We start from the raw sequence: 18509 nt of genomic DNA on the forward strand, positions 1-18509 counted from the left end.
CCGGCGTCACGCCGTCTCGGTGACGAGGCGTTCGACGGCGGCGACGGCGTCACCGATCGCCGCCGGGTTCTGGCCGCCGCCCTGGGCGACGTCCGGCTTGCCGCCGCCCCCGCCACCGAGGGTCTTGGCGGCGGTACGGACGAGGTCGCCGGCCTTGAGGCCGCGCTCGCGGGCCGCCTCGTTGGTCGCGATGACGGTCAGCGGGCGCCCGTTGGCCGTCGTGAACAGCGCGACGACGGCCGGGCGGCCGCCCTGGATGCGGCCGCGCACGTCGAGGACGAGCTTGCGCAGGTCGTCGGCGGAGGTGCCGTCCGGCACCTGGCCGGTGACCAGGGCGATGCCCCGGACGTCCTTCGCGGAGTCCACGAGCCCGGCGGCGGCCGCGAGGACCTTCTCCGCGCGGAACTTCTCGATCTCCTTCTCGGCGTCCTTCAGCTTGCCGAGCATGCCCGCGATCTTCTCGGGCAGCTCCTCGGGACGGCCCTTGACCAGCTCCTGGAGCTGGGCGACGACCGTGTGCTCCCGGGCCAGGAAGTTGTACGCGTCGACGCCGACCAGGGCCTCGATGCGGCGCACGCCGGACCCGATGGAGGACTCGCCGAGCAGCTTGACCAGGCCGAGCTGGGCGGTGTTGTGGACGTGCGTACCGCCGCAGAGCTCCTTGGAGAAGTCCCCGATGGTGACGACGCGGACGCGCTCGCCGTACTTCTCGCCGAACTCCGCGATGGCGCCCTGCTTCTTCGCCTCGTCGATCGACATGACCTCGGCCTGCACGTCGAGCTCGCGGGCCAGGACCTCGTTGATCTTCTGCTCGACGTCGGTGAGGACCGTGCCGGGAACGGCGGCGGGCGAACCGAAGTCGAAGCGGAAGCGGCCCGGGGAGTTCTCCGAACCGGCCTGGGCGGCCGTCGGACCGAGCGCGTCGCGCAGCGCCTGGTGAGTGAGGTGCGTGGCGCTGTGGGCGCGGGCGATGGCGCGGCGGCGGGTGGAGTCGATGGCGGCGTACGCGGACGCGCCGACCGTGACCTCGCCGACCTGGACGGAGCCCTTGTGCACGGAGACGCCCGGGACCGGCTGCTGGACGTCGCGGACGACGATGACGGCGCCGCTGTCGAGCCGGATACGGCCCTGGTCGGCGAGCTGGCCGCCGCCCTCGGCGTAGAACGGGGTGCGGTCGAGGACGATCTCGACCTCGTCGCCCTCGGTGGCGGCGGGCGAGGGGACACCGTCCACGAGGAGGCCGACGACGGTCGACTCACCCTCGGTCATGGTGTAGCCGGTGAACTCGGTGACGCCGGAGTTGTCGGCGACCTCGCGGTAGGCGGAGAGGTCGGCGTGACCGGTCTTCTTGGCCTTGGCGTCGGCCTTGGCCTTGGCGCGCTGCTCCTGCATGAGGCGGCGGAACCCGTCCTCGTCCACGGAGAGCCCCTGCTCGGCGGCCATCTCCAGGGTGAGGTCGATCGGGAAGCCCCAGGTGTCGTGGAGCAGGAACGCCTTGTCGCCGGCGAGGACCGTGCCGCCGGCGGCCCTGGTCTCGGTGACGGCGGTCTCCAGGATGTTGGTGCCGCCCTTGAGGGCCTTGAGGAAGGCGGCCTCCTCCGCGAGCGCGACGGTCTCGATGCGCTTGCGGTCGGTGATCAGCTCGGGGTACTGCTGCCCCATCGTGTCGACCACGACATCGACCAGCTCGCGGACGACGGAGCCGGTGGCGCCCATCAGGCGCATGTTGCGGATAGCGCGGCGCATGATGCGGCGCAGCACATAGCCGCGGCCCTCGTTGCCGGGGGTGACGCCGTCGCCGATGAGCATGACGGAGGTGCGGATGTGGTCGGCGACCACGCGCAGCGAGACGTCGGTGCCCTCGGCCGCGCCGTACCGCACCCCGGTCAGCTCGGTGGCGCGGTCCATGACGACGCGCAGGGTGTCGGTCTCGTACATGTTCCGCACGCCTTGCAGGATCATCGCGAGGCGTTCGAGGCCGAGACCGGTGTCGATGTTCTTGGAGGGCAGGTCGCCGAGGATCGGGAAGTCGTCCTTGCCCTCGCCGGCGCCGCGCTCGTACTGCATGAAGACCAGGTTCCAGATCTCCACGTACCGCTCGTCGTTGACGGCCGGGCCGCCCTCGACGCCGAACTCCGGACCGCGGTCGTAGTTGATCTCGGAGCACGGGCCGCAGGGGCCGGGGACGCCCATGGACCAGAAGTTGTCCTTCTTGCCCAGGCGCTGGATGCGCTCGGCGGGGACGCCGATCCTGTCGCGCCAGATGGCCTCGGCCTCGTCGTCGTCCAGGTAGACGGTGATCCACAGGCGCTCGGGGTCGAGCCCGAAGCCGCCGTCCGCCACGGAGCCGGTCAGCAGCTCCCAGGCGTACTCGATGGCGCCTTCCTTGAAGTAGTCGCCGAACGAGAAGTTGCCGCACATCTGGAAGAAGGTGCCGTGCCGGGTGGTCTTGCCGACCTCCTCGATGTCCGGCGTGCGCACGCACTTCTGCACGCTGGTGACGCGCGGGGCGGGCGGCTTGACCTCACCGAGGAAGTAGGGCTTGAAGGGCACCATGCCGGCGGGGACCAGCAGCAGAGTCGGGTCGTCCGCGATGAGCGACGCCGAAGGGACAACGGTGTGACCGCGCTCCTCGTAGAAGCTCAGCCAGCGGCGGCGAATTTCTGCCGACTCCATCAGTGGTCCTCATTCCGGTTGTACGAGTGGTAGGGGAGCTTGCGGTAGGCGGCGGGGGCCCGGTGCGGGTCCGCGGTGGCGGCCTCGACGGCCGGGCGGCCCGCCGGCGGCAGTTCGCGGGGGTCCGCCGCTTCGAGGCCCAGCGCCTCGCCGAGTTCGGCCTCGCGCCTGACCATGCCCTCGCGGACGTCCAGCGCGAAGTCCTTGAGCTTGTGACCGGCCACGATCGCCTTGTCGGCGGCCTGCGCCGCGAGGCTTTCGGGGGTCAGCTGCTTGATCTTCCGGTTGACCTTGGTGGTGGCCCATACCCCGGCGGCTGCGCCGGCGGTGAACCAGAACGTACGGCGGAACATCGCTGCGTCAGTCCTTAGATCCGCGGGAATTTCGGCCGCCGCGCTTCCTGCCGCGCGCGGACGGGACGGTCCGGCCGACGATCACCGAGCGCCGGGACCGCGCCTCCGGTTCGGGGGCGGACCGGCGGCCGATGGCCTGCCGTACCCCGTAGCCGAACGCGGCGACCTTGACCAGCGGCCCGCCGAAGGCGGAGGCGACGGTGGTGGACAGCGCCGAGGCGTTGGAGGTGACTTCCTGCACGTCCGTCGCGATGGCGTCGACCTTGTCCAGCTGGGTCTGCGCGGAGCGTACGGTCGCGGAGGCGTCCGCGAGCAGGGGGACGGCCTGTTCGGTCACGTCCGCCACGAGTCGGGTGGTCGCCCTGAGCGTCTGGGCGAGCCTCACCAGCACGACGGCGAGGAACGAAACCAGGATCGCCCAGAAGACGGCCACCAGGATCCCGGCCACCTCACCACCGGACACAGTGCACCCGCGCTCTCTGGCTTGTCGTCTGTCTCTGTCTTGTTTCTCTTGCTCCGCGGCGAGGGCCGTCGTGGCGGCCCGTCACCTTCCCCCGAGCCTATCGCGCCGGGGCTCACGCCCCGCACCGCATTGCCCGGGCGTGCGGCGGGGATGAGCGAGACGAGATTGTACGGAGCGCTTTCAAGCCAGTACTCTGCGTGTCTCATGCGACGCCCTCAGAATCCGCACCCGGGCAATCTGCCCGCCGAGCTGAACGACTTCGTGGGCCGGGAGACCGAGCTGGCCGCGCTCGCCCGCTCGCTGGAAGAATCCCGGCTCGTCACCGTGACCGGGGTGGGCGGGGTCGGCAAGACCCGCCTGGTCACCAGAGCCGCGGCACTGTTGGAGAAACGGTACTGCGACGGGGTGTGGCTGGTGGAGCTGTCCTCCGTCCATGACGCCGGGCTGCTGGAACACGCCGTGGCCGAGGCGCTGGGGCTCACCGACCACACCGTCCGGCCGCCCCGTACGGCGATCGTGGAGCACTGCGCGGAGCGCGGCCTTCTGCTGGTGATCGACGGCTTCGAACACCTGGTGGACGACTGCGCCACGCTGGTACGGGAGCTGCTGCGCCGCGCCCCGCGGCTGCGGGTCCTCGCGGCCGGCCGGCTGCCGCTGGAGCTGGCGGGCGAGGCCGTCCACCCGCTCGCGACCATGACCGACGAGGACGCGCTCCGGCTGTTCGCCGAGCGGGCCGCCGGAGTGCGCCCCGACTTCCGGCTGACCGAGCGCGGCCGTGCCCACGCCCGGGAGCTGTGCCGCCGGCTCGACGGGATTCCGCTGGCTCTGGAGCTGGCGGCGGGGCGGCTGCGGGCCCTGTCGACCGAGCAGGTGCTGCAACGCCTCGACGACCGCTTCCGGCTGCTGACCGGGGGCAGCCGGGGCGCGCTGGAGCGGCACCAGACGCTGCGGACGGCCATCGGCTGGAGCCATGAGCTGTGCGCGCCGCCGCAGCGGCTGCTGTGGGCCCGGCTCTCGGTCTTCGCCGGGCAGTTCGACCTGGAGGCCGTCGAGTACATCTGCAGCGGGCCGGACCTGCCCGCCGACTCGGTGCTGGACGTACTGTCCGGGCTGCTGGCCCAGTCCGTGGTGCTGCGCGAGGACTCCCCCGCCGGCACCCGCTACCGGATGCTGGACACCGTGCGCGAGTACGGGGCCGAGTGGCTGGCCGCAACCGGGGACACCGACCGGCTGCGCCGGCGGCACCGCGACTGGTTCCTGGGGCTCGCGACCTGGTGCGAGCTGGACTGGTTCAGCCCCCGGCAGGCGGAGGTGGCGGCCCGGGCCGAGAGCGAGCTGCCGAACCTGCGCCGGGCGATGGAGTGCTCGCTGGAGAGCCCGCAGGAGGCGCATCTGGCGCAGTATCTGGCGGGCACGCTGTGGTTCCTGTGGGTCGGCTGCGGGCGCCTCTCGGAGGGCCGGCACTGGCTGGAGCACGTGCTGGAGGAGGAGACCCCGTACGACTCCTCCAGGCTGAAGGCCCTGTGGGTACTGGGATACGTGGCCGTCCTCCAGGGGGACCCGGTGGGGGCGATCTCCGCACTGACGGAGTGCCGGGAGGAGGCCGAGGCCACGGGTGACGCCACCGCGGCCGCGTACGCCGTGCACCGCACCGGGTGCCTGGCCCTGGTCACCGACGACATGGAGCGCGCCCGGGATCTCCTGGACGACGCGCTCGTCCGCTACCGGGAGCTGGGCGAGCTGAACAGCAACGTCCTGATGGCCCAGGTCGAACTGGCCATGGCCACCGGCTTCCTGGGGGACGCGGAGCGGGCCGTCGCAATCTGCGAGGAGGTCCGGGACATCTGCGAGGACCACGGCGAGCGGTGGACCCTGAGCTACGCGCTGTACGTCCTGGCCTACGCCGCCCTGGAGCGGGGCGGCCCGGAACGGGCCCGGGGGCTGCTCCTCGAATCGCTGGCCATCAGCCACGGCTTCCACGATCTGCTCGGCACGGTCCTCGCCCTCGAACTGCTGGCCCTGGTCACGGTCACCGAGGGGGACGCGGCCGAGGCGGCGCTGCTCCAGGGGGCCGCCGACCGGATCTGGCCGTCGGTGGGACTGCCGCTGTTCGGCTCGGCGTACTACGGGGCGCCGAGGGCCCGCTGCGAGGAGCTGGCGCTGCGGGAGCTGGGCGGGGCGCGGTACGCGGCGGCGCTCGGCGCGGGCGGTGAGCTGGCGGCGGACGCGGCGGTCGCCCGGGCGCTGCTGACGCGGGAGAACGCGAAAGCCCGCCGCCTCCCCGGGGACCGGGAAGGGGCGGGCCAGAGCGCCGGTGAAGAGCGGCTACGCCTGGATCAGCGGGCGTAGTACTCGACGACGAGCTGCTCGTCGCAGATCACGGGGATTTCCTTGCGGTTCGGGTCCCGGTCAAGGCGGAAGGCCAGGGCCTTCAGGTTCACCTGGAGGTAGCGGGGGGTCTCGCCGTCCGTGGCGTAACCACCCTCGCGGGCCACCTGGAAGGGGTGCTTCTCGCGGCTGCGCTCGCGGACCATCACGATGTCGTCCGGGCGGACGCGGAACGACGGCTTGTCGACCTTGCCGCCGTTGACCTCGATGTGGCCGTGGACGACCATCTGACGGGCCTGGTAGATGGTCCGGGCGATGCCCGAACGCAGGACCAGCGCGTCGAGACGGCGCTCCAGCTCGACGACCAGCGCCTCGCCCGTCTTGCCCTCGGCCTTCTTGGCGCGGTCGTAGGCACGCGCCATCTGGCGCTCGCTGATGTCGTACTGCGCGCGCAGACGCTGCTTCTCCAGCAGACGGACCTTGTAGTCCGAGTTCTGCTTGCGGCCGCGGCCGTGCTCGCCCGGCGGGTAGGGGCGGGCCTCGAAGTACTTGACCGCCTTCGGCGTCAGCGCGATGCCGAGCGCGCGGCTCTTCTTGACCTTGGGACGCGACTGATTAGGCACGTTCTCCAGACCTCCGTTGTAGGTTAGGTTAGGCTCACCTTACTCAAGGAGATCGCATGTCTCGCCCTGGGAACACCACACACGTCACGGACAGCACAGACAGCATCGACGCGCCTGATGGCGTCGAGATGACGGAGGACCGATCAGATCGTGGTCAGCCGCGTCCCAGCGGGCTTGAAATCACACGGATGCCGTCAGCAGCCGAGCGCACACGAACTCTCGTACAGAGTACCTGCTCCGCGGTACTGCTCGTTCCCGGGCTCGAAACCGCGGGCTCGGACCAGCTCATGCCGCTGTCCCGGGGCGTGGGACCGGACGGCGATCTGTTCCTGGAATTCCCCGCGGACTCCCCGGCCGTACGGGCCGCGACGCACGCCCAGGACGACGAGCTGCCGGCCGTGCTGGAGATCACGGACGTCGCTCCGGTCTCGGTGCCCCACCGTATCCGGGGCCGGGCCCGGGTCAGCGGCTGGCTGACCGCCGTGCCCGGGATGGCGGGCGCCGGCCGGATGATGCTGCGCCTGGAGACGGACGAGGCGCACATCGACGACCTGTGGGGGGTGGAGGACGTCGAGGCCGAGAGCTTCCGCGACGCCGCGCCCGATCCGCTCGCCCTGCACGAGGCCGAGCTGCTCCAGCACCTCTACTCGTCGCACACGGAGGAGCTGGCGTCGCTGTGCGAGCTGCTCGGCGAGCGGGCCGTGTGCTCCTGCCCCGACCACCGGCCGGCCGTGGTGCCGCTGGTGCTGGACCGGTTCGGGCTGCGGGTGCGCTTCTGCGAGCGGGAGGGCGGCTGCTTCGACGCCCGCTTCGAGTTCCCCGAGCCGGTGCGGGACGTGGTGGAGCTCAGCCACGCCATGCACACGCTCTTCGCGGCCGCCGGTCACTGAGGGAGGGGCGCGCGCCCCGGACGCCCGCCGGGCACGGACTCAGGCCGTGCCCGTCCCGTCGTCCTCGCCGGCCGTCCGGCCCAGCCGCTCCCTGACCCGGTCCACCACGTCCGCGTACCGCGCCTCGGCACCGTAGCGGGTGGGGCGGTAGTACTGCTTGTCGCTCACCGCGTCCGGGGCGTACTGCTGGGCGGCGATGGCACCGGGCACGTCGTGCGGGTAGACGTAGCCCTGGGCGTGGCCCAGCTTGGCCGCGCCCTTGTAGTGGCCGTCGCGCAGATGGGCCGGAACCGGGCCGGCCAGCCCCTTGCGGATGTCCTCGCGGGCGGCGGAGATCGCCAGCGTCGCCGCGTTGGACTTGGGGGCGAGGGCCAGGGCGATGGTGGCGTGGCTGAGGGTGAGCGCCGCTTCGGGGAAGCCGATCAGGGCCACCGCCTGGGCGGCCGCGACCGCGGTGGGCAGTGCCGTGGGGTCGGCGAGGCCGATGTCCTCACTGGCCGAGATCATCAGCCGCCGGGCGATGAACCGCGGGTCCTCCCCCGCCTCGATCATGCGGGCCAGATAATGCAGGGCCGCGTCGACGTCGGAGCCCCGGATCGACTTGATCAGGGCGCTGGCCACGTCGTAGTGCTGGTCGCCGTCCCGGTCGTACTTCACGGCCGCCCGGTCGACGGTCTCCTCCAGGGTGAGGAGCGTGATCTCCTCCTCCCGCTTGGACAGCGCGGCCCCGGCGGCGGCCTCCAGGGCGGTCAGCGCGCGTCGGGCGTCGCCGCCGGCGATGCGCAGCAGATGCTCCTCGGCGTCCTCCGACAGGCCCACCGCTCCGCCGAGCCCGCGCTCGTCGGTGAGGGCGCGGCGCAGCAGGCCGCGCAGGTCGTCGTCGGTCAGCGGCTCCAGTGTGAGCAGCAGCGAGCGGGAGAGGAGCGGGGAGATGACGGAGAAGTACGGGTTCTCCGTGGTCGCGGCGATCAGGGTGACCCAGCGGTTCTCGACGGCGGGGAGCAGGGAGTCCTGCTGGGCCTTGGAGAAGCGGTGGATCTCGTCCAGGAAGAGGACGGTCTCCTTGCCGTAGCCCCCGGTGGCGCGGCGGGCGCCCTCGATCACGGCGCGGACTTCCTTGACGCCGGCGGTGATCGCGGAGAGCTCCACGAAGCGCTTGTTCGTCGCCTTGCTGACCACGTACGCGAGGGTGGTCTTGCCGGTCCCGGGCGGGCCCCAAAGGATGACCGACGAGGGGCCGGCCGGTCCGCCGCCGCTCTCACCGACCAGGCGGCGCAGGGGCGAGCCCGGCTTGAGCAGATGCTGCTGGCCAACGACCTCGTCCAGGGTGCGAGGACGCATCCGGACGGCCAGCGGGCTGCTGGACGGATCCTTCTCCTGGCGGTCTTCGGCAGCGGCGGTAAAGAGGTCGGGCTCCACGTCTCGAAGCCTATGTCACCCCACTGACAACGCCGCCGGGCCGGTGGTCCGGCCCGGCGGTACGGGGGGTCAGCTGGTCCAGAAGTCCCACCAGCGGGTCAGGATCAGCATGCCGATGATGCCGACCCAGAGCACCGGGGGCACCCAGTGGAATTCGGTGAGGCCGTTGCGCAGCCAGGAGGGCGCGGGGATGATCCGGTGCCGGATGTTGTGCGTGGTGACGTAGCAGAACATGAGGATGGTGGCGACCCAGGCCAGGCAGCACCACAGGCACAGCGAGTTGATGTTGTACAGCGACTGGTACTGGAGCCAGGTGCAGAAGCCGACGCCGAACAGCGTGCCCGCGTTCATACCGAGCCAGTACCAGGGACGGAAGCGGGCTCCGGCGAGGATGGCCAGGCCGATGGCGATGATCACCGGGTAGGTGACCATGCCGAGCCAGGGGTTGGGGAAGCCGAAGGCGGACGCCTGCTCGCTCTTCATGATGTTGCCGCAGGCGACCACGGGGTTGAGGCTGCACCCGGGGATGAAGGAGGGGTCCTCCATCATCTTGAGCTTGTCGAGCGTGATGACCCATGCGGCGAGCGTTCCGGCGGCACCCGTGATCATGAGCAGGATGGCCAGCGCGCGGCTGCCGCCGATGGTCCGCTTCCCGCCCCTCTCGTCCTGGTCGGAGGAGGGATGGTCAACCGCTGCAGTCGTCATATCGCCGTTTCCGTCACTGAGTAGCCTGCTGGGGCAGGGTCATTGTGCCGCACGGCACGGCCGCAGTTCCGTTCGATGCACATAAAGACGTACGCACCCGAGCGGGCCCGTCCCGCAGCGGATCCCGGGCCCCGCCGCCGCGACGAGGCGGATCGCGTCCCGCTCACGCCTCCCCGGCCGTCACATCCCGTATGGACGGAATCACCGTGCGGGATGAATCCACACCCACCACGTTGACGCTGGAGGGGGCGGGCACGCGGCCCGCCCCCTCCAGCACGTCTCAGGCGAGGCGCGCGCGGACCGTCTCGGCCACGTCGGAGACGGGGACCGGTGTCTGCTCGCCGGACTCCATGTCCTTGAGCTGGACGTGGCCCTCGGCCAGGTCGCGCTCGCCGGCCACGATCGTGAACCGGGCGCCCGAGCGGTTGGCGCTCTTCATCGCGCCCTTCAGCCCCCGGCCGCCGAACGCGAAGTCCGCCGCCACGCCCTCCCGGCGCAGCCGGGTGACGACGCCGAACAGGACCCGGCGCGCCTCCTCGCCGAGCGGGACCGCGAAGACGCTGGTGGCGGAGGGCAGGTCCAGCTCGATGCCCTCGGCCTCCAGCGCGAGGACCGTGCGGTCCACGCCGAGCGCCCAGCCGACCGACGGGAGCGCCGGGCCGCCGATCATCTCGGAGAGCCCGTCGTAGCGGCCGCCGCCGCCCACCGCGGACTGCGAGCCCAGACCGTCGTGGACGAACTCGAAGGTGGTGCGGGTGTAGTAGTCGAGGCCGCGGACCAGCTTCTCGTCGTCCTCGTAGATCACCCCGGCCTCGTTGAGCAGGTCGCGGACCTGCTCGTGGTACGCCTTGCACGCGTCGCAGAGGAAGTCGCGCAGCACCGGGGCGCCGGTCAGCTGCTTCTGGACCTCGGGGCGCTTGTCGTCCAGGACGCGCAGCGGGTTGATCTCGATGCGCCGGCGGGTCTCCTCGTCCAGGTCCAGCTCGCGCAGGAAGCCCTGGAGCGCGTCCCGGTAGACGGGGCGGCACTCCTTGTCGCCCAGCGAGTTCAGCAGGATGCGGAACTCGCGCAGGCCCAACGCGCGGTACGCCTGGTCGGCGAGGATGATCAGCTCGGCGTCGAGCGCCGGGTCCTCGGCGCCGATGGCCTCCGCGCCGACCTGCGAGAAGTGGCGGTAGCGGCCCTTCTGCGGGCGCTCGTAGCGGTAGTACGAGCCGGAGTACCAGAGCTTGACCGGCAGGTTGCCCAGCTTGTGGAGGTTGGCCTCCAGCGCCGCGCGGAGCACCGACGCGGTGCCCTCGGGGCGCAGGGCGAGCTGGGAACCGCCCTTGGTGGTGAGGGTGTACATCTCCTTGGTCACGATGTCGGTGGACTCGCCGACGCCGCGCGAGAAGAGGGCCACGTCCTCGAAGCCGGGGGTCTCGATGTAGCCGTAGCCGGAGTTCTTCAGCGGGGCGGCGATCGCCTCGCGCACCGCCAGGTACTTCGCGGAGTCCGGCGGGGTCAGGTCGTACGTGCCCTTGGGGGCCTTGAAGGTGCTCACGATGTCGCTCTCGTCACATTCCTCGTCGGGGCGCGTCCGCACCGGTCAGCCCGGTCAGAAACGGGTTGGTGGCGCGCTCGCGGCCGATGGTCGTCTGGGGGCCGTGGCCGGACAGCACCACGGTCGAGTCGTCGAGCGGCAGGCACACACGGGCCAGCGACTCAAGGAGCTCGGCGTGGTCGCCGCCGGGCAGGTCGGTGCGTCCGACGGAGCCGGCGAAGAGCAGGTCGCCCGAGAAGAGGACCGGGGGGATCTCCGGGTTCTCGGGCATCCTGAACGTCACCGACCCCTTGGTATGGCCGGGCGCGTGCGCGACGCCGAACTCCATGCCCGCGAGGCTCAGCCGGGCGCCGTCGGTCAGCTCCTGGACGTCGTCCGGCTCCCCCACCGTCAGCTCGCCCATGAGCGGCATCCCGATGGCGCGGCCGAGCGCCTTCTCCGGGTCGCTCATCATGTAGCGGTCCTCGGGGTGGATCCAGGCGGGGACGTCGTGCGCGCCGCAGACCGGGACGACCGAGGCGACGTGGTCGATGTGGCCGTGGGTGAGGACGACGGCGACGGGCTTGAGCCGATGCTTCTTCAGCGTCTCCTCGACTCCGGCGGCGGCCCGGTGGCCCGGGTCGATGATCACGCACTCCTCACCCGCGGCGGGGGCGACCAGGTAACAGTTGGTCCCCCAGGCCCCGGCGGGGAAACCGGCAATCAGCACGATCGTCCTTAATCGGTAGTCCTGCGCGGAAGAGCGACCGCGAGGTCACAGCAGTTCAGAGCCTACCGGCGCTCCTCATTCCACAGCTAACCCATATACCGTACGGGGCGACCCAGGCCCGAACACACGACGTACAAGGAGACACCCGGTGGTCACCAGCGATCAGCGGCGGCGGCAGCTCGCCCGGGAGAAGTACGAGCGGCAGCAGCAGCGCCGGGAGGAGGCCCGGCGGCGTACGAGGCGGCTGACGCTCGCCATCACCTCGGCGGTCGCCGTGGTGGCGGTCATCGGCGGCGCGACGTACCTCGCCACCAGCGGGAACGACGACAAGGACAAGACGGACGCGGCGGCGAGCCAGAGCCCGTCCGCCGAGGCGTCGCCCTCCCCCACGGAGGAGGCGAAGCCCGAGCCGGCGATGAAGATCGACAAGAAGGCCGAGTACACGATGTCGCTCACGACGAGCCAGGGCGACATCGCGTTCACCATGGACGCGTCGAAGACCCCGCACACGACGAACTCCTTCAAGTCGCTGGCCGACAAGAAGTTCTTCGACGGCACCAAGTGCCACCGGCTGACCACGGAGAACATCTACGTCCTCCAGTGCGGCGACCCCAAGGGCGACGGCACCGGCGGTCCGGGCTACACCATCCCCGACGAGAATCTGACCGCGCTGGGCAAGGCGGGCGCGGACGGCTCGGTGACGTACCCGGCGGGCACGGTGGCGATGGCCAACACCGGCCAGGAGCACACCGGCGGCAGCCAGTTCTTCCTGGTCTACAAGGACAGCAAGCTGCCGCCCACGTACACGCCGTTCGGCACGATGGACGCGAAGTCGCTGAAGGCCGTCGAGGCCATCGGCAAGGCCGGAGTGGACGGCGGCGGCCCCGACGGGGCGCCGAAGAAGGCCGTGAACATCTCGAAGCTGACCGTCGACAAGGTGTGATTCCGGTGGCGGGCCCGCCGGGCTGCGAATAAATCCAGCCGTGCTGAGTGCGGACAGCCGGGCGGCCCGTCGCCTAGATTGGCGTCGTGCAGGGCGGGCGGTGCCCGCCCCAGGAAACTGTGGACGATGCCAGGGGGGTGATCCCCTCGCGGGCATCAGGTGGAGGAGGCGCTGTGAGCAGCGACCCGTGGGGCCGTGTCGATGAGACGGGCACCGTGTACGTGCGTACAGCCGATGGCGAGCAGGTCGTCGGATCGTGGCAGGCCGGTTCACCGGCGGAGGCCCTGGCCTACTTCGAGCGCAAGTACGAGGGCATTGTGGTCGAGATCGGCCTCCTCGAACGGCGGGTGAAGACCACCGATCTGTCCGCGAAGGACGCGACGGCCGCCATCGAGCACCTGCGCACCCAGGTCGACGAGCACCATGCCGTCGGCGACCTGGACGCGCTGCGCAAGCGGCTGGACGCGCTCGTCGCGACGGTCGATTCGCGGCGCGAGGAGCGCAAGGCCCAGAAGGCGAAGCAGGCCGACGAGGCGAAGCACGCCAAGGAGGCCCTGGTCGCCGAGGCCGAGGAGCTGGCGCAGAGCGAGCAGTGGCGCTCCGCGGGCGAGCGGCTGCGCGCCCTCGTGGACACGTGGAAGGGCCTGCCCAGGCTCGACCGCAAGTCCGACGACGAGCTGTGGCACCGCTTCTCGCACGCCCGCTCGGCGTTCTCCAAGCGCCGCAAGGCCCACTTCGCCTCGCTGGACGCCCAGCGCGAGGAGGCCCGCAAGGTCAAGGAGAAGCTGGTCACGGAGGCCGAGGCGCTCTCCGGGTCCACGGACTGGGGGGCCACGGCCGCCCGCTACCGCGACCTGATGACCCAGTGGAAGGCGGCGGGCCGTGCCCAGCGCGAGGCCGAGGACGAGCTGTGGAACCGTTTCCGCGGTGCGCAGGACGTCTTCTTCGCCGCCCGTGGCGAGGTCTTCGCGGAGCGCGACGCGGAGCAGGGCGAGAACCTCAAGCTGAAGGAGGAGCTCGCCGACGAGGCCGAGAAGCTGGTGCCGGTGACGGACCTGAAGGCGGCCCGGGCCGCGTTCCGGGGCGTCAACGAGCGCTGGGAGGCCATCGGCCACGTACCGCGTGACGCCCGTCCGAAGGTCGAGGGGCGGATGCAGGCCGTGGAGCGGGCGCTCCAGGAGGCCGAGGAGGCCGAGTGGCGCCGGACGAACCCGGAGGCGCGGGCCCGCGCCGCGGGTCTGACCGGTCAGCTCCAGGCGGCCGTGGACAAGCTGCGCGGCCAGATCGACGCGGCCCGTGCCTCGGGCAACAACGCCCGCGCGGACAAGCTGGCCCGTGAGCTGGAGGGCCGGCAGGCCCTGCTCGACCAGGCGCTCAAGGGCCTGGAGGAGTTCGGCGGCTGATCCGGCTTCCGTACTACAAGAAGGTCCGTACTACAAGAAGAGGGGCCCTTCCGCACCACGCGGAAGGGCCCTCTCACGTACGTCCGGAAACGCCCGGCTACGGCCGGCGGGCCGAGGTCACCCGGTAGACGTCGTAGACGCCCTCCACGCCCCGTACCGCCTTCAGGACGTGGCCGAGGTGCTTCGGGTCGCCCATCTCGAAGGTGAAGCGCGAGGTGGCCACCCGGTCCCGGGACGTCTGGACGGCGGCGGACAGGATGTTCACGTGCTGGTCCGAGAGGACCCGGGTGACGTCCGACAGGAGCCGGGAGCGGTCCAGCGCCTCGACCTGGATGGCGACCAGGAACACCGAGGACTGGGTGGGCGCCCACTCGACTTCCAGAATCCGTTCCGGCTGCTGGGAGAGCGAGTCGACGTTCACGCAGTCCGCGCGGTGCACGGAGACGCCGCTGCCCCGGGTGACGAAGCCGATGATGGGGTCGCCGGGCACGGGCGTACAGCAGCGGGCGAGCTTGACCCAGACGTCGTCCACGCCCTTGACGACGACCCCGGGGTCGGCGTTGGAGCGGCGCTTGGTGCGGCTGCGGGAGGGCGGGGTGCTCTCCTCCAGGTCCTCGTTGGCCGCGTCCTCGCCGCCGAGGGCCTGGACCAGCTTCTGCACGACGCCCGCGGCGGCGACATGGCCCTCGCCGATCGCGGCGTACAGGGACGAGATGTCGGGGTAGCGCATCTCGTGGGCCAGGGTGACCAGCGAGTCGCCGGTCAGGATGCGCTGGATCGGCAGGTTCTGCTTGCGCATGGCCCGCGCGATGGCGTCCTTGCCCTGCTCGATCGCCTCGTCGCGGCGCTCCTTGGAGAACCAGGCGCGGATTTTGTTGCGGGCCCGGGGCGACTTGACGAAGCCCAGCCAGTCGCGGGAGGGCCCGGCACCGGCCGCCTTGGAGGTGAAGACCTCGACCAGGTCGCCGTTGTCGAGCGTGGACTCCAGCGGCACCAGCCGGCCGTTGACCCGTGCTCCTATCGTGCGGTGGCCGACCTCCGTGTGGACGGCGTACGCGAAGTCGACGGGGGTGGCCCCGGCCGGCAGCGCTATGACGTCGCCCTTGGGCGTGAAGACGAAGACCTCGTTGCGCGAGAGGTCGAAGCGCAGGGACTCCAGGAACTCGCTGGGGTCCTCGGTCTCCTTCTGCCAGTCCAGGAGCTGGCGGAGCCACGCCATGTCGTTGACGGTGTCCTGGCCGCGCCCGGTGTTCTTGGGGACGTCGGTGCGGACCTTGGAGGCGCCCGCGACGGCCTCCTGCTTGTACTTCCAGTGCGCGGCGATGCCGTACTCGGCGCGGCGGTGCATGTCGAACGTACGGATCTGGAGCTCGACGGGCTTGCCGCTGGGACCGATCACCGTGGTGTGCAGTGACTGGTACATGTTGAACTTGGGCATCGCGATGTAGTCCTTGAACCGGCCGGGGACCGGATTCCATCGCGCGTGTACGGTGCCGAGCGCCGCGTAGCAGTCGCGGACGGTGTCCACGAGGACGCGGATGCCCACCAGGTCGTAGATCTCGGCGAAGTCGCGGCCCCGCACGATCATCTTCTGGTAGACGCTGTAGTAGTGCTTGGGCCGTCCGGTGACGGTGGCCTTGATACGGGCGGCGCGCAGGTCGGCCTGGACCTCGTCGGTGACGACGGCGAGGTATTCGTCGCGCTTGGGCGCGCGCTCGGCGACCAGCCGCACGATCTCGTCGTACATCTTGGGGTAGAGGATCGCGAAGGCGAGGTCCTCCAGCTCCCACTTGATGGTGTTCATGCCCAGGCGGTGGGCGAGCGGGGCGTAGATCTCCAGCGTCTCGCGGGCCTTCTTCTCCTGCTTCTCCCGCTTGAGATACCGCATGGTGCGCATGTTGTGCAGCCGGTCGGCGAGCTTGATGACCAGGACGCGCGGGTCCTTGGCCATGGCGACGACCATCTTGCGCACGGTCTCGGCCTGGGCGGCCTCGCCGAATTTGACCTTGTCCAGCTTGGTGACGCCGTCCACGAGCAGGGCGACCTGGTCGCCGAAGTCGCGGCGCAGGGTGTCCAGGCCGTATTCGGTGTCCTCGACCGTGTCGTGCAGCAGCCCGGCCATCAGCGTTGCCGGGTCCATGCCCAGCTCGGCGAGGATCGTGGTGACGGCGAGCGGGTGCGTGATGTACGGGTCGCCGCTCTTGCGCTTCTGGCCGCGGTGCCAGCGCTCGGCGACCTGGTAGGCCCGTTCGATCTGGCGCAGCGTGGCGGTCTCGGTCTTGGCGTCGTTGCCGCGGACGATCCGCAGCAGCGGTTCGAGGACCGGGTTGTACGGGCTGGAGCGCTGGACGCCGAGCCGGGCGAGGCGGGCCCGGACTCGGTTGGAGGAGCCGCCGGAGCGGGAGGCCGGGCCGGTGGGCGAGGTGGACCCGGCGGCGGGCTTCGCGGGGGGCTTGGGCGCGGTCGGGGCGGGTGCGGCCGGCTGGGCGGGGGAAGCGGGCGCGGGGCCGTTGGCCTCGGCGGGCGCCGGGCCCGTGCCGGGCTGGGGCGCCGGCGGCTTGGGCTTCTCCGCGGGCGGCTGCTTCGCGGGCGTGGCGGCGGCGCCCCCGGGCTTGTCGGGCTGCGGGGCGGCGACTGGCTGGGCCTCGTCTGGCAAGAGCGCTCCTCGTGCGGATCCGGACACTCCCGGAAGGGCCATCGTAACGACCCGGCGGCCGGTCCTCCCCCGGGGACCGTGAGAGCCCGCACGAACGCCGACGGGCACCCGGGGTGTTCCCGGGTGCCCGTCGGCGTTCGTGCGGCAGGTCCTCAGACCGTGATCAGGGCCTCCAGCGGGGCTCCGCGCAGGCTGTCGGCCAGGCGGGCCCGGCCGGCCAGGAAGCCGAGCTCCATGAGGACGGCGACCCCGGCGACCTGGGCGCCGGCCCGGCGGATGAGCTCCAGGGACGCGTCGGCGGTGCCGCCGGTGGCGAGCACGTCGTCGATGACCATGATCCGGTCGTCGGCGGACAGGTCCTCCGCGTGGATCTCGATCTCGGCGGTGCCGTACTCCAGCTCGTACGCCTGGCTGAGCGTGGCCCCCGGCAGCTTCCCGGCCTTGCGGACCGGTACGAAGCCGAGGCCGGCCCGGACCGCGACGGGCGCGGCCAGGATGAAGCCGCGGGCCTCCAGGCCGACGATCTTCGTGGCGCCGTGCCGCAGGCACAGCTCCGCGAGGGCGTCGGTGAGGGCCGTGAAGGCGACCGGGTCCGCGAGCAGCGGGGTGATGTCCTTGAACATCACGCCCGGCTTGGGGTAGTCCGCCACGTCACGGATGCGGCTGAGCAGCAGCTCCCTGGTGCTCTCGGTGGTGCTGGTCATCAGCGCTTCCCCGGGGTCCGGCCGTGGCCCCTCGGCTGCTGGCGCTGTCCGACGACGGCACCGGCGGGGGCGGCGTCCTCGTAGTCGCCCTCGCCTCGGTCGTCCTCCTCGGTCTCACCCTTGGCGGCGGCGGCCGCGCGCTTGGCGAGGACCCGCTTCTTCAGGGCCTTCATCTGCGGCTCGCGTTCCTTGAGGTCGGCGACCAGCGGGGTGGCGATGAAGATCGAGGAGTACGCGCCGGCCGCGAGGCCGACGAAGAGGGCGAGCGAGATGTCGTTCAGCATGCCGGCGCCGAGGACGCCGCCGCCGATGAACAGCAGACCGGCGACCGGCAGCAGCGCGACGACGGTGGTGTTGATCGAGCGGACCAGGGTGCTGTTGATGGAGCGGTTGGCGACATCGCTGTACGTCCACCGGGTCTGCTTGGTGATCCCCTTCGTACCCTCCTTGAGGCTGTCGAAGACGACGACCGTGTCGTAGAGGGAGTAACCGAGGATGGTCAGCAGACCGATCACGGTGCCCGGGGTGACCTCGAAGCCGACCAGGGCGTAGACACCGACCGTGATGGTGATGTCGTGGATCAGGGCGACGAGGGCCGCCACGGCCATCCGCCACTCGAAGGCGATGGCCAGGTAGATCACGACCAGGATCATGAAGACGCCGAGGCCGGTCCACGCCTTGTTGGCGATCTGCTCGCCCCAGCTGGGACCGACGAGGTCGGCGGCGATCTTCTCGCGCGGGACGCCGAGGTCCTTGGCGAGCTTGTCCTGGATCTGGTCGGACTTCGCGGTGTCGACCTCGGTGATCTGGACGCGCAGACCGCCGTTGCCGAGCTTCTGGACGATGGCCTGGTGGCCCGAGGCATCGGACGCCAGGTCCTCCGCCTCGGCGACGGACACGCTCGTCTTCGGGGTGGTGAAGACGGCACCGCCCTTGAACTCGATGCCCATGTTCAGGCCGCTGACCACCAGCCCGAGGATGGCCGTGATGGTGATCAGGACGGAGACGCCGTACCAGATCTTGCGCTTGCCGATGAAGTCGTAGCCGACCTCGCCTCGGTAGAGACGGGCGCCGAGATTCCCGAGTCGCGACAT

The 18509-nt window shown here is 71.1% G+C and carries 15 protein-coding genes; 4 read left to right on the forward strand and 11 right to left on the reverse strand.

Annotated features, from left to right (window positions below; translation table 11 throughout):
* Positions 1–6: 6 nt before the first annotated feature.
* Genes alaS through OG338_RS03255 form a run of 3 tightly spaced genes read right to left on the reverse strand, consistent with a single transcriptional unit; the run spans position 7 to position 3477 of the window.
* A complete protein-coding gene (gene alaS, locus OG338_RS03245) occupies positions 7–2676 on the reverse strand; it encodes an alanine--tRNA ligase (protein ID WP_405935870.1) in 2670 nt (889 codons plus the stop codon).
* Complete coding sequence (locus OG338_RS03250; RefSeq protein ID WP_405935871.1) at positions 2676–3029, reverse strand: DUF6167 family protein; 354 nt, start codon at positions 3027–3029, stop codon at positions 2676–2678. The genes alaS and OG338_RS03250 overlap by 1 nt, the downstream gene beginning before the upstream one ends.
* Before the next feature lie 7 nt (positions 3030–3036).
* Positions 3037–3477: a DUF948 domain-containing protein gene (locus OG338_RS03255; protein ID WP_405935872.1), complete on the reverse strand. Its 441-nt coding sequence runs from the start codon at positions 3475–3477 to the stop codon at positions 3037–3039.
* Between the two features lie 219 nt (positions 3478–3696).
* Between OG338_RS03255 and OG338_RS03260 the strand changes: the two genes are divergently transcribed.
* Complete coding sequence (locus OG338_RS03260; RefSeq protein ID WP_405935873.1) at positions 3697–5841, forward strand: ATP-binding protein; 2145 nt, start codon at positions 3697–3699, stop codon at positions 5839–5841.
* Here the strand turns inward: OG338_RS03260 and rpsD are convergent.
* A complete protein-coding gene (rpsD, locus tag OG338_RS03265; protein WP_111333917.1) occupies positions 5829–6443 on the reverse strand; it encodes a 30S ribosomal protein S4 in 615 nt (204 codons plus the stop codon). The genes OG338_RS03260 and rpsD overlap by 13 nt on opposite strands.
* 188 nt (positions 6444–6631) lie before the next feature.
* Between rpsD and OG338_RS03270 the strand changes: the two genes are divergently transcribed.
* Positions 6632–7333, forward strand: a complete 702-nt coding sequence (locus tag OG338_RS03270; protein ID WP_405935874.1) for a DUF2470 domain-containing protein — start codon at positions 6632–6634, stop codon at positions 7331–7333.
* Positions 7334–7372: 39 nt separating this feature from the next.
* Here the strand turns inward: OG338_RS03270 and OG338_RS03275 are convergent, their stop codons facing one another.
* From OG338_RS03275 to OG338_RS03290, 4 genes are all read right to left on the reverse strand, one after another.
* Complete coding sequence (locus OG338_RS03275) at positions 7373–8752, reverse strand: replication-associated recombination protein A (protein ID WP_405935875.1); 1380 nt, start codon at positions 8750–8752, stop codon at positions 7373–7375.
* 69 nt (positions 8753–8821) lie between these two features.
* Positions 8822–9457, reverse strand: coding sequence for a vitamin K epoxide reductase family protein (locus OG338_RS03280; protein ID WP_405935876.1), 636 nt, complete (start codon positions 9455–9457; stop codon positions 8822–8824).
* A gap of 280 nt (positions 9458–9737) precedes the next feature.
* Positions 9738–11000 carry a histidine--tRNA ligase gene (gene hisS / locus OG338_RS03285; protein ID WP_405935877.1) on the reverse strand — a complete coding sequence of 421 codons (1263 nt, stop codon included), beginning with the start codon at positions 10998–11000 and terminating at the stop codon, positions 9738–9740.
* Positions 11001–11013: 13 nt separating this feature from the next.
* Positions 11014–11709: an MBL fold metallo-hydrolase gene (locus OG338_RS03290; RefSeq protein WP_405935878.1), complete on the reverse strand. Its 696-nt coding sequence runs from the start codon at positions 11707–11709 to the stop codon at positions 11014–11016.
* Positions 11710–11857: 148 nt separating this feature from the next.
* Between OG338_RS03290 and OG338_RS03295 the strand changes: the two genes are divergently transcribed.
* Positions 11858–12652 (forward strand): peptidylprolyl isomerase, encoded by a 795-nt coding sequence (locus tag OG338_RS03295; protein ID WP_405935879.1) that lies wholly within the window; start codon positions 11858–11860, stop codon positions 12650–12652.
* Between the two features lie 173 nt (positions 12653–12825).
* Complete coding sequence (locus OG338_RS03300; RefSeq protein WP_405935880.1) at positions 12826–14055, forward strand: DUF349 domain-containing protein; 1230 nt, start codon at positions 12826–12828, stop codon at positions 14053–14055.
* 97 nt (positions 14056–14152) lie between these two features.
* Here OG338_RS03300 and OG338_RS03305 read toward each other — a convergent pair whose 3' ends face one another.
* The 3 genes from OG338_RS03305 to secF form a co-directional block, all read right to left on the reverse strand.
* The gene (locus OG338_RS03305; protein ID WP_405935881.1) at positions 14153–16711 is read right to left on the reverse strand and encodes a RelA/SpoT family protein; all 2559 of its coding nucleotides are present in this window, start codon (positions 16709–16711) and stop codon (positions 14153–14155) included.
* Between the two features lie 152 nt (positions 16712–16863).
* Positions 16864–17415: an adenine phosphoribosyltransferase gene (locus OG338_RS03310; protein WP_073864348.1), complete on the reverse strand. Its 552-nt coding sequence runs from the start codon at positions 17413–17415 to the stop codon at positions 16864–16866.
* A complete protein-coding gene (gene secF / locus OG338_RS03315; RefSeq protein WP_405935882.1) occupies positions 17415–18509 on the reverse strand; it encodes a protein translocase subunit SecF in 1095 nt (364 codons plus the stop codon). Before secF ends, OG338_RS03310 begins: the two co-directional genes overlap by 1 nt.

Origin of the sequence: Streptomyces sp. NBC_00726, assembly GCF_045161735.1 — a bacterium.
Taxonomy (GTDB): domain Bacteria; phylum Actinomycetota; class Actinomycetes; order Streptomycetales; family Streptomycetaceae; genus Streptomyces.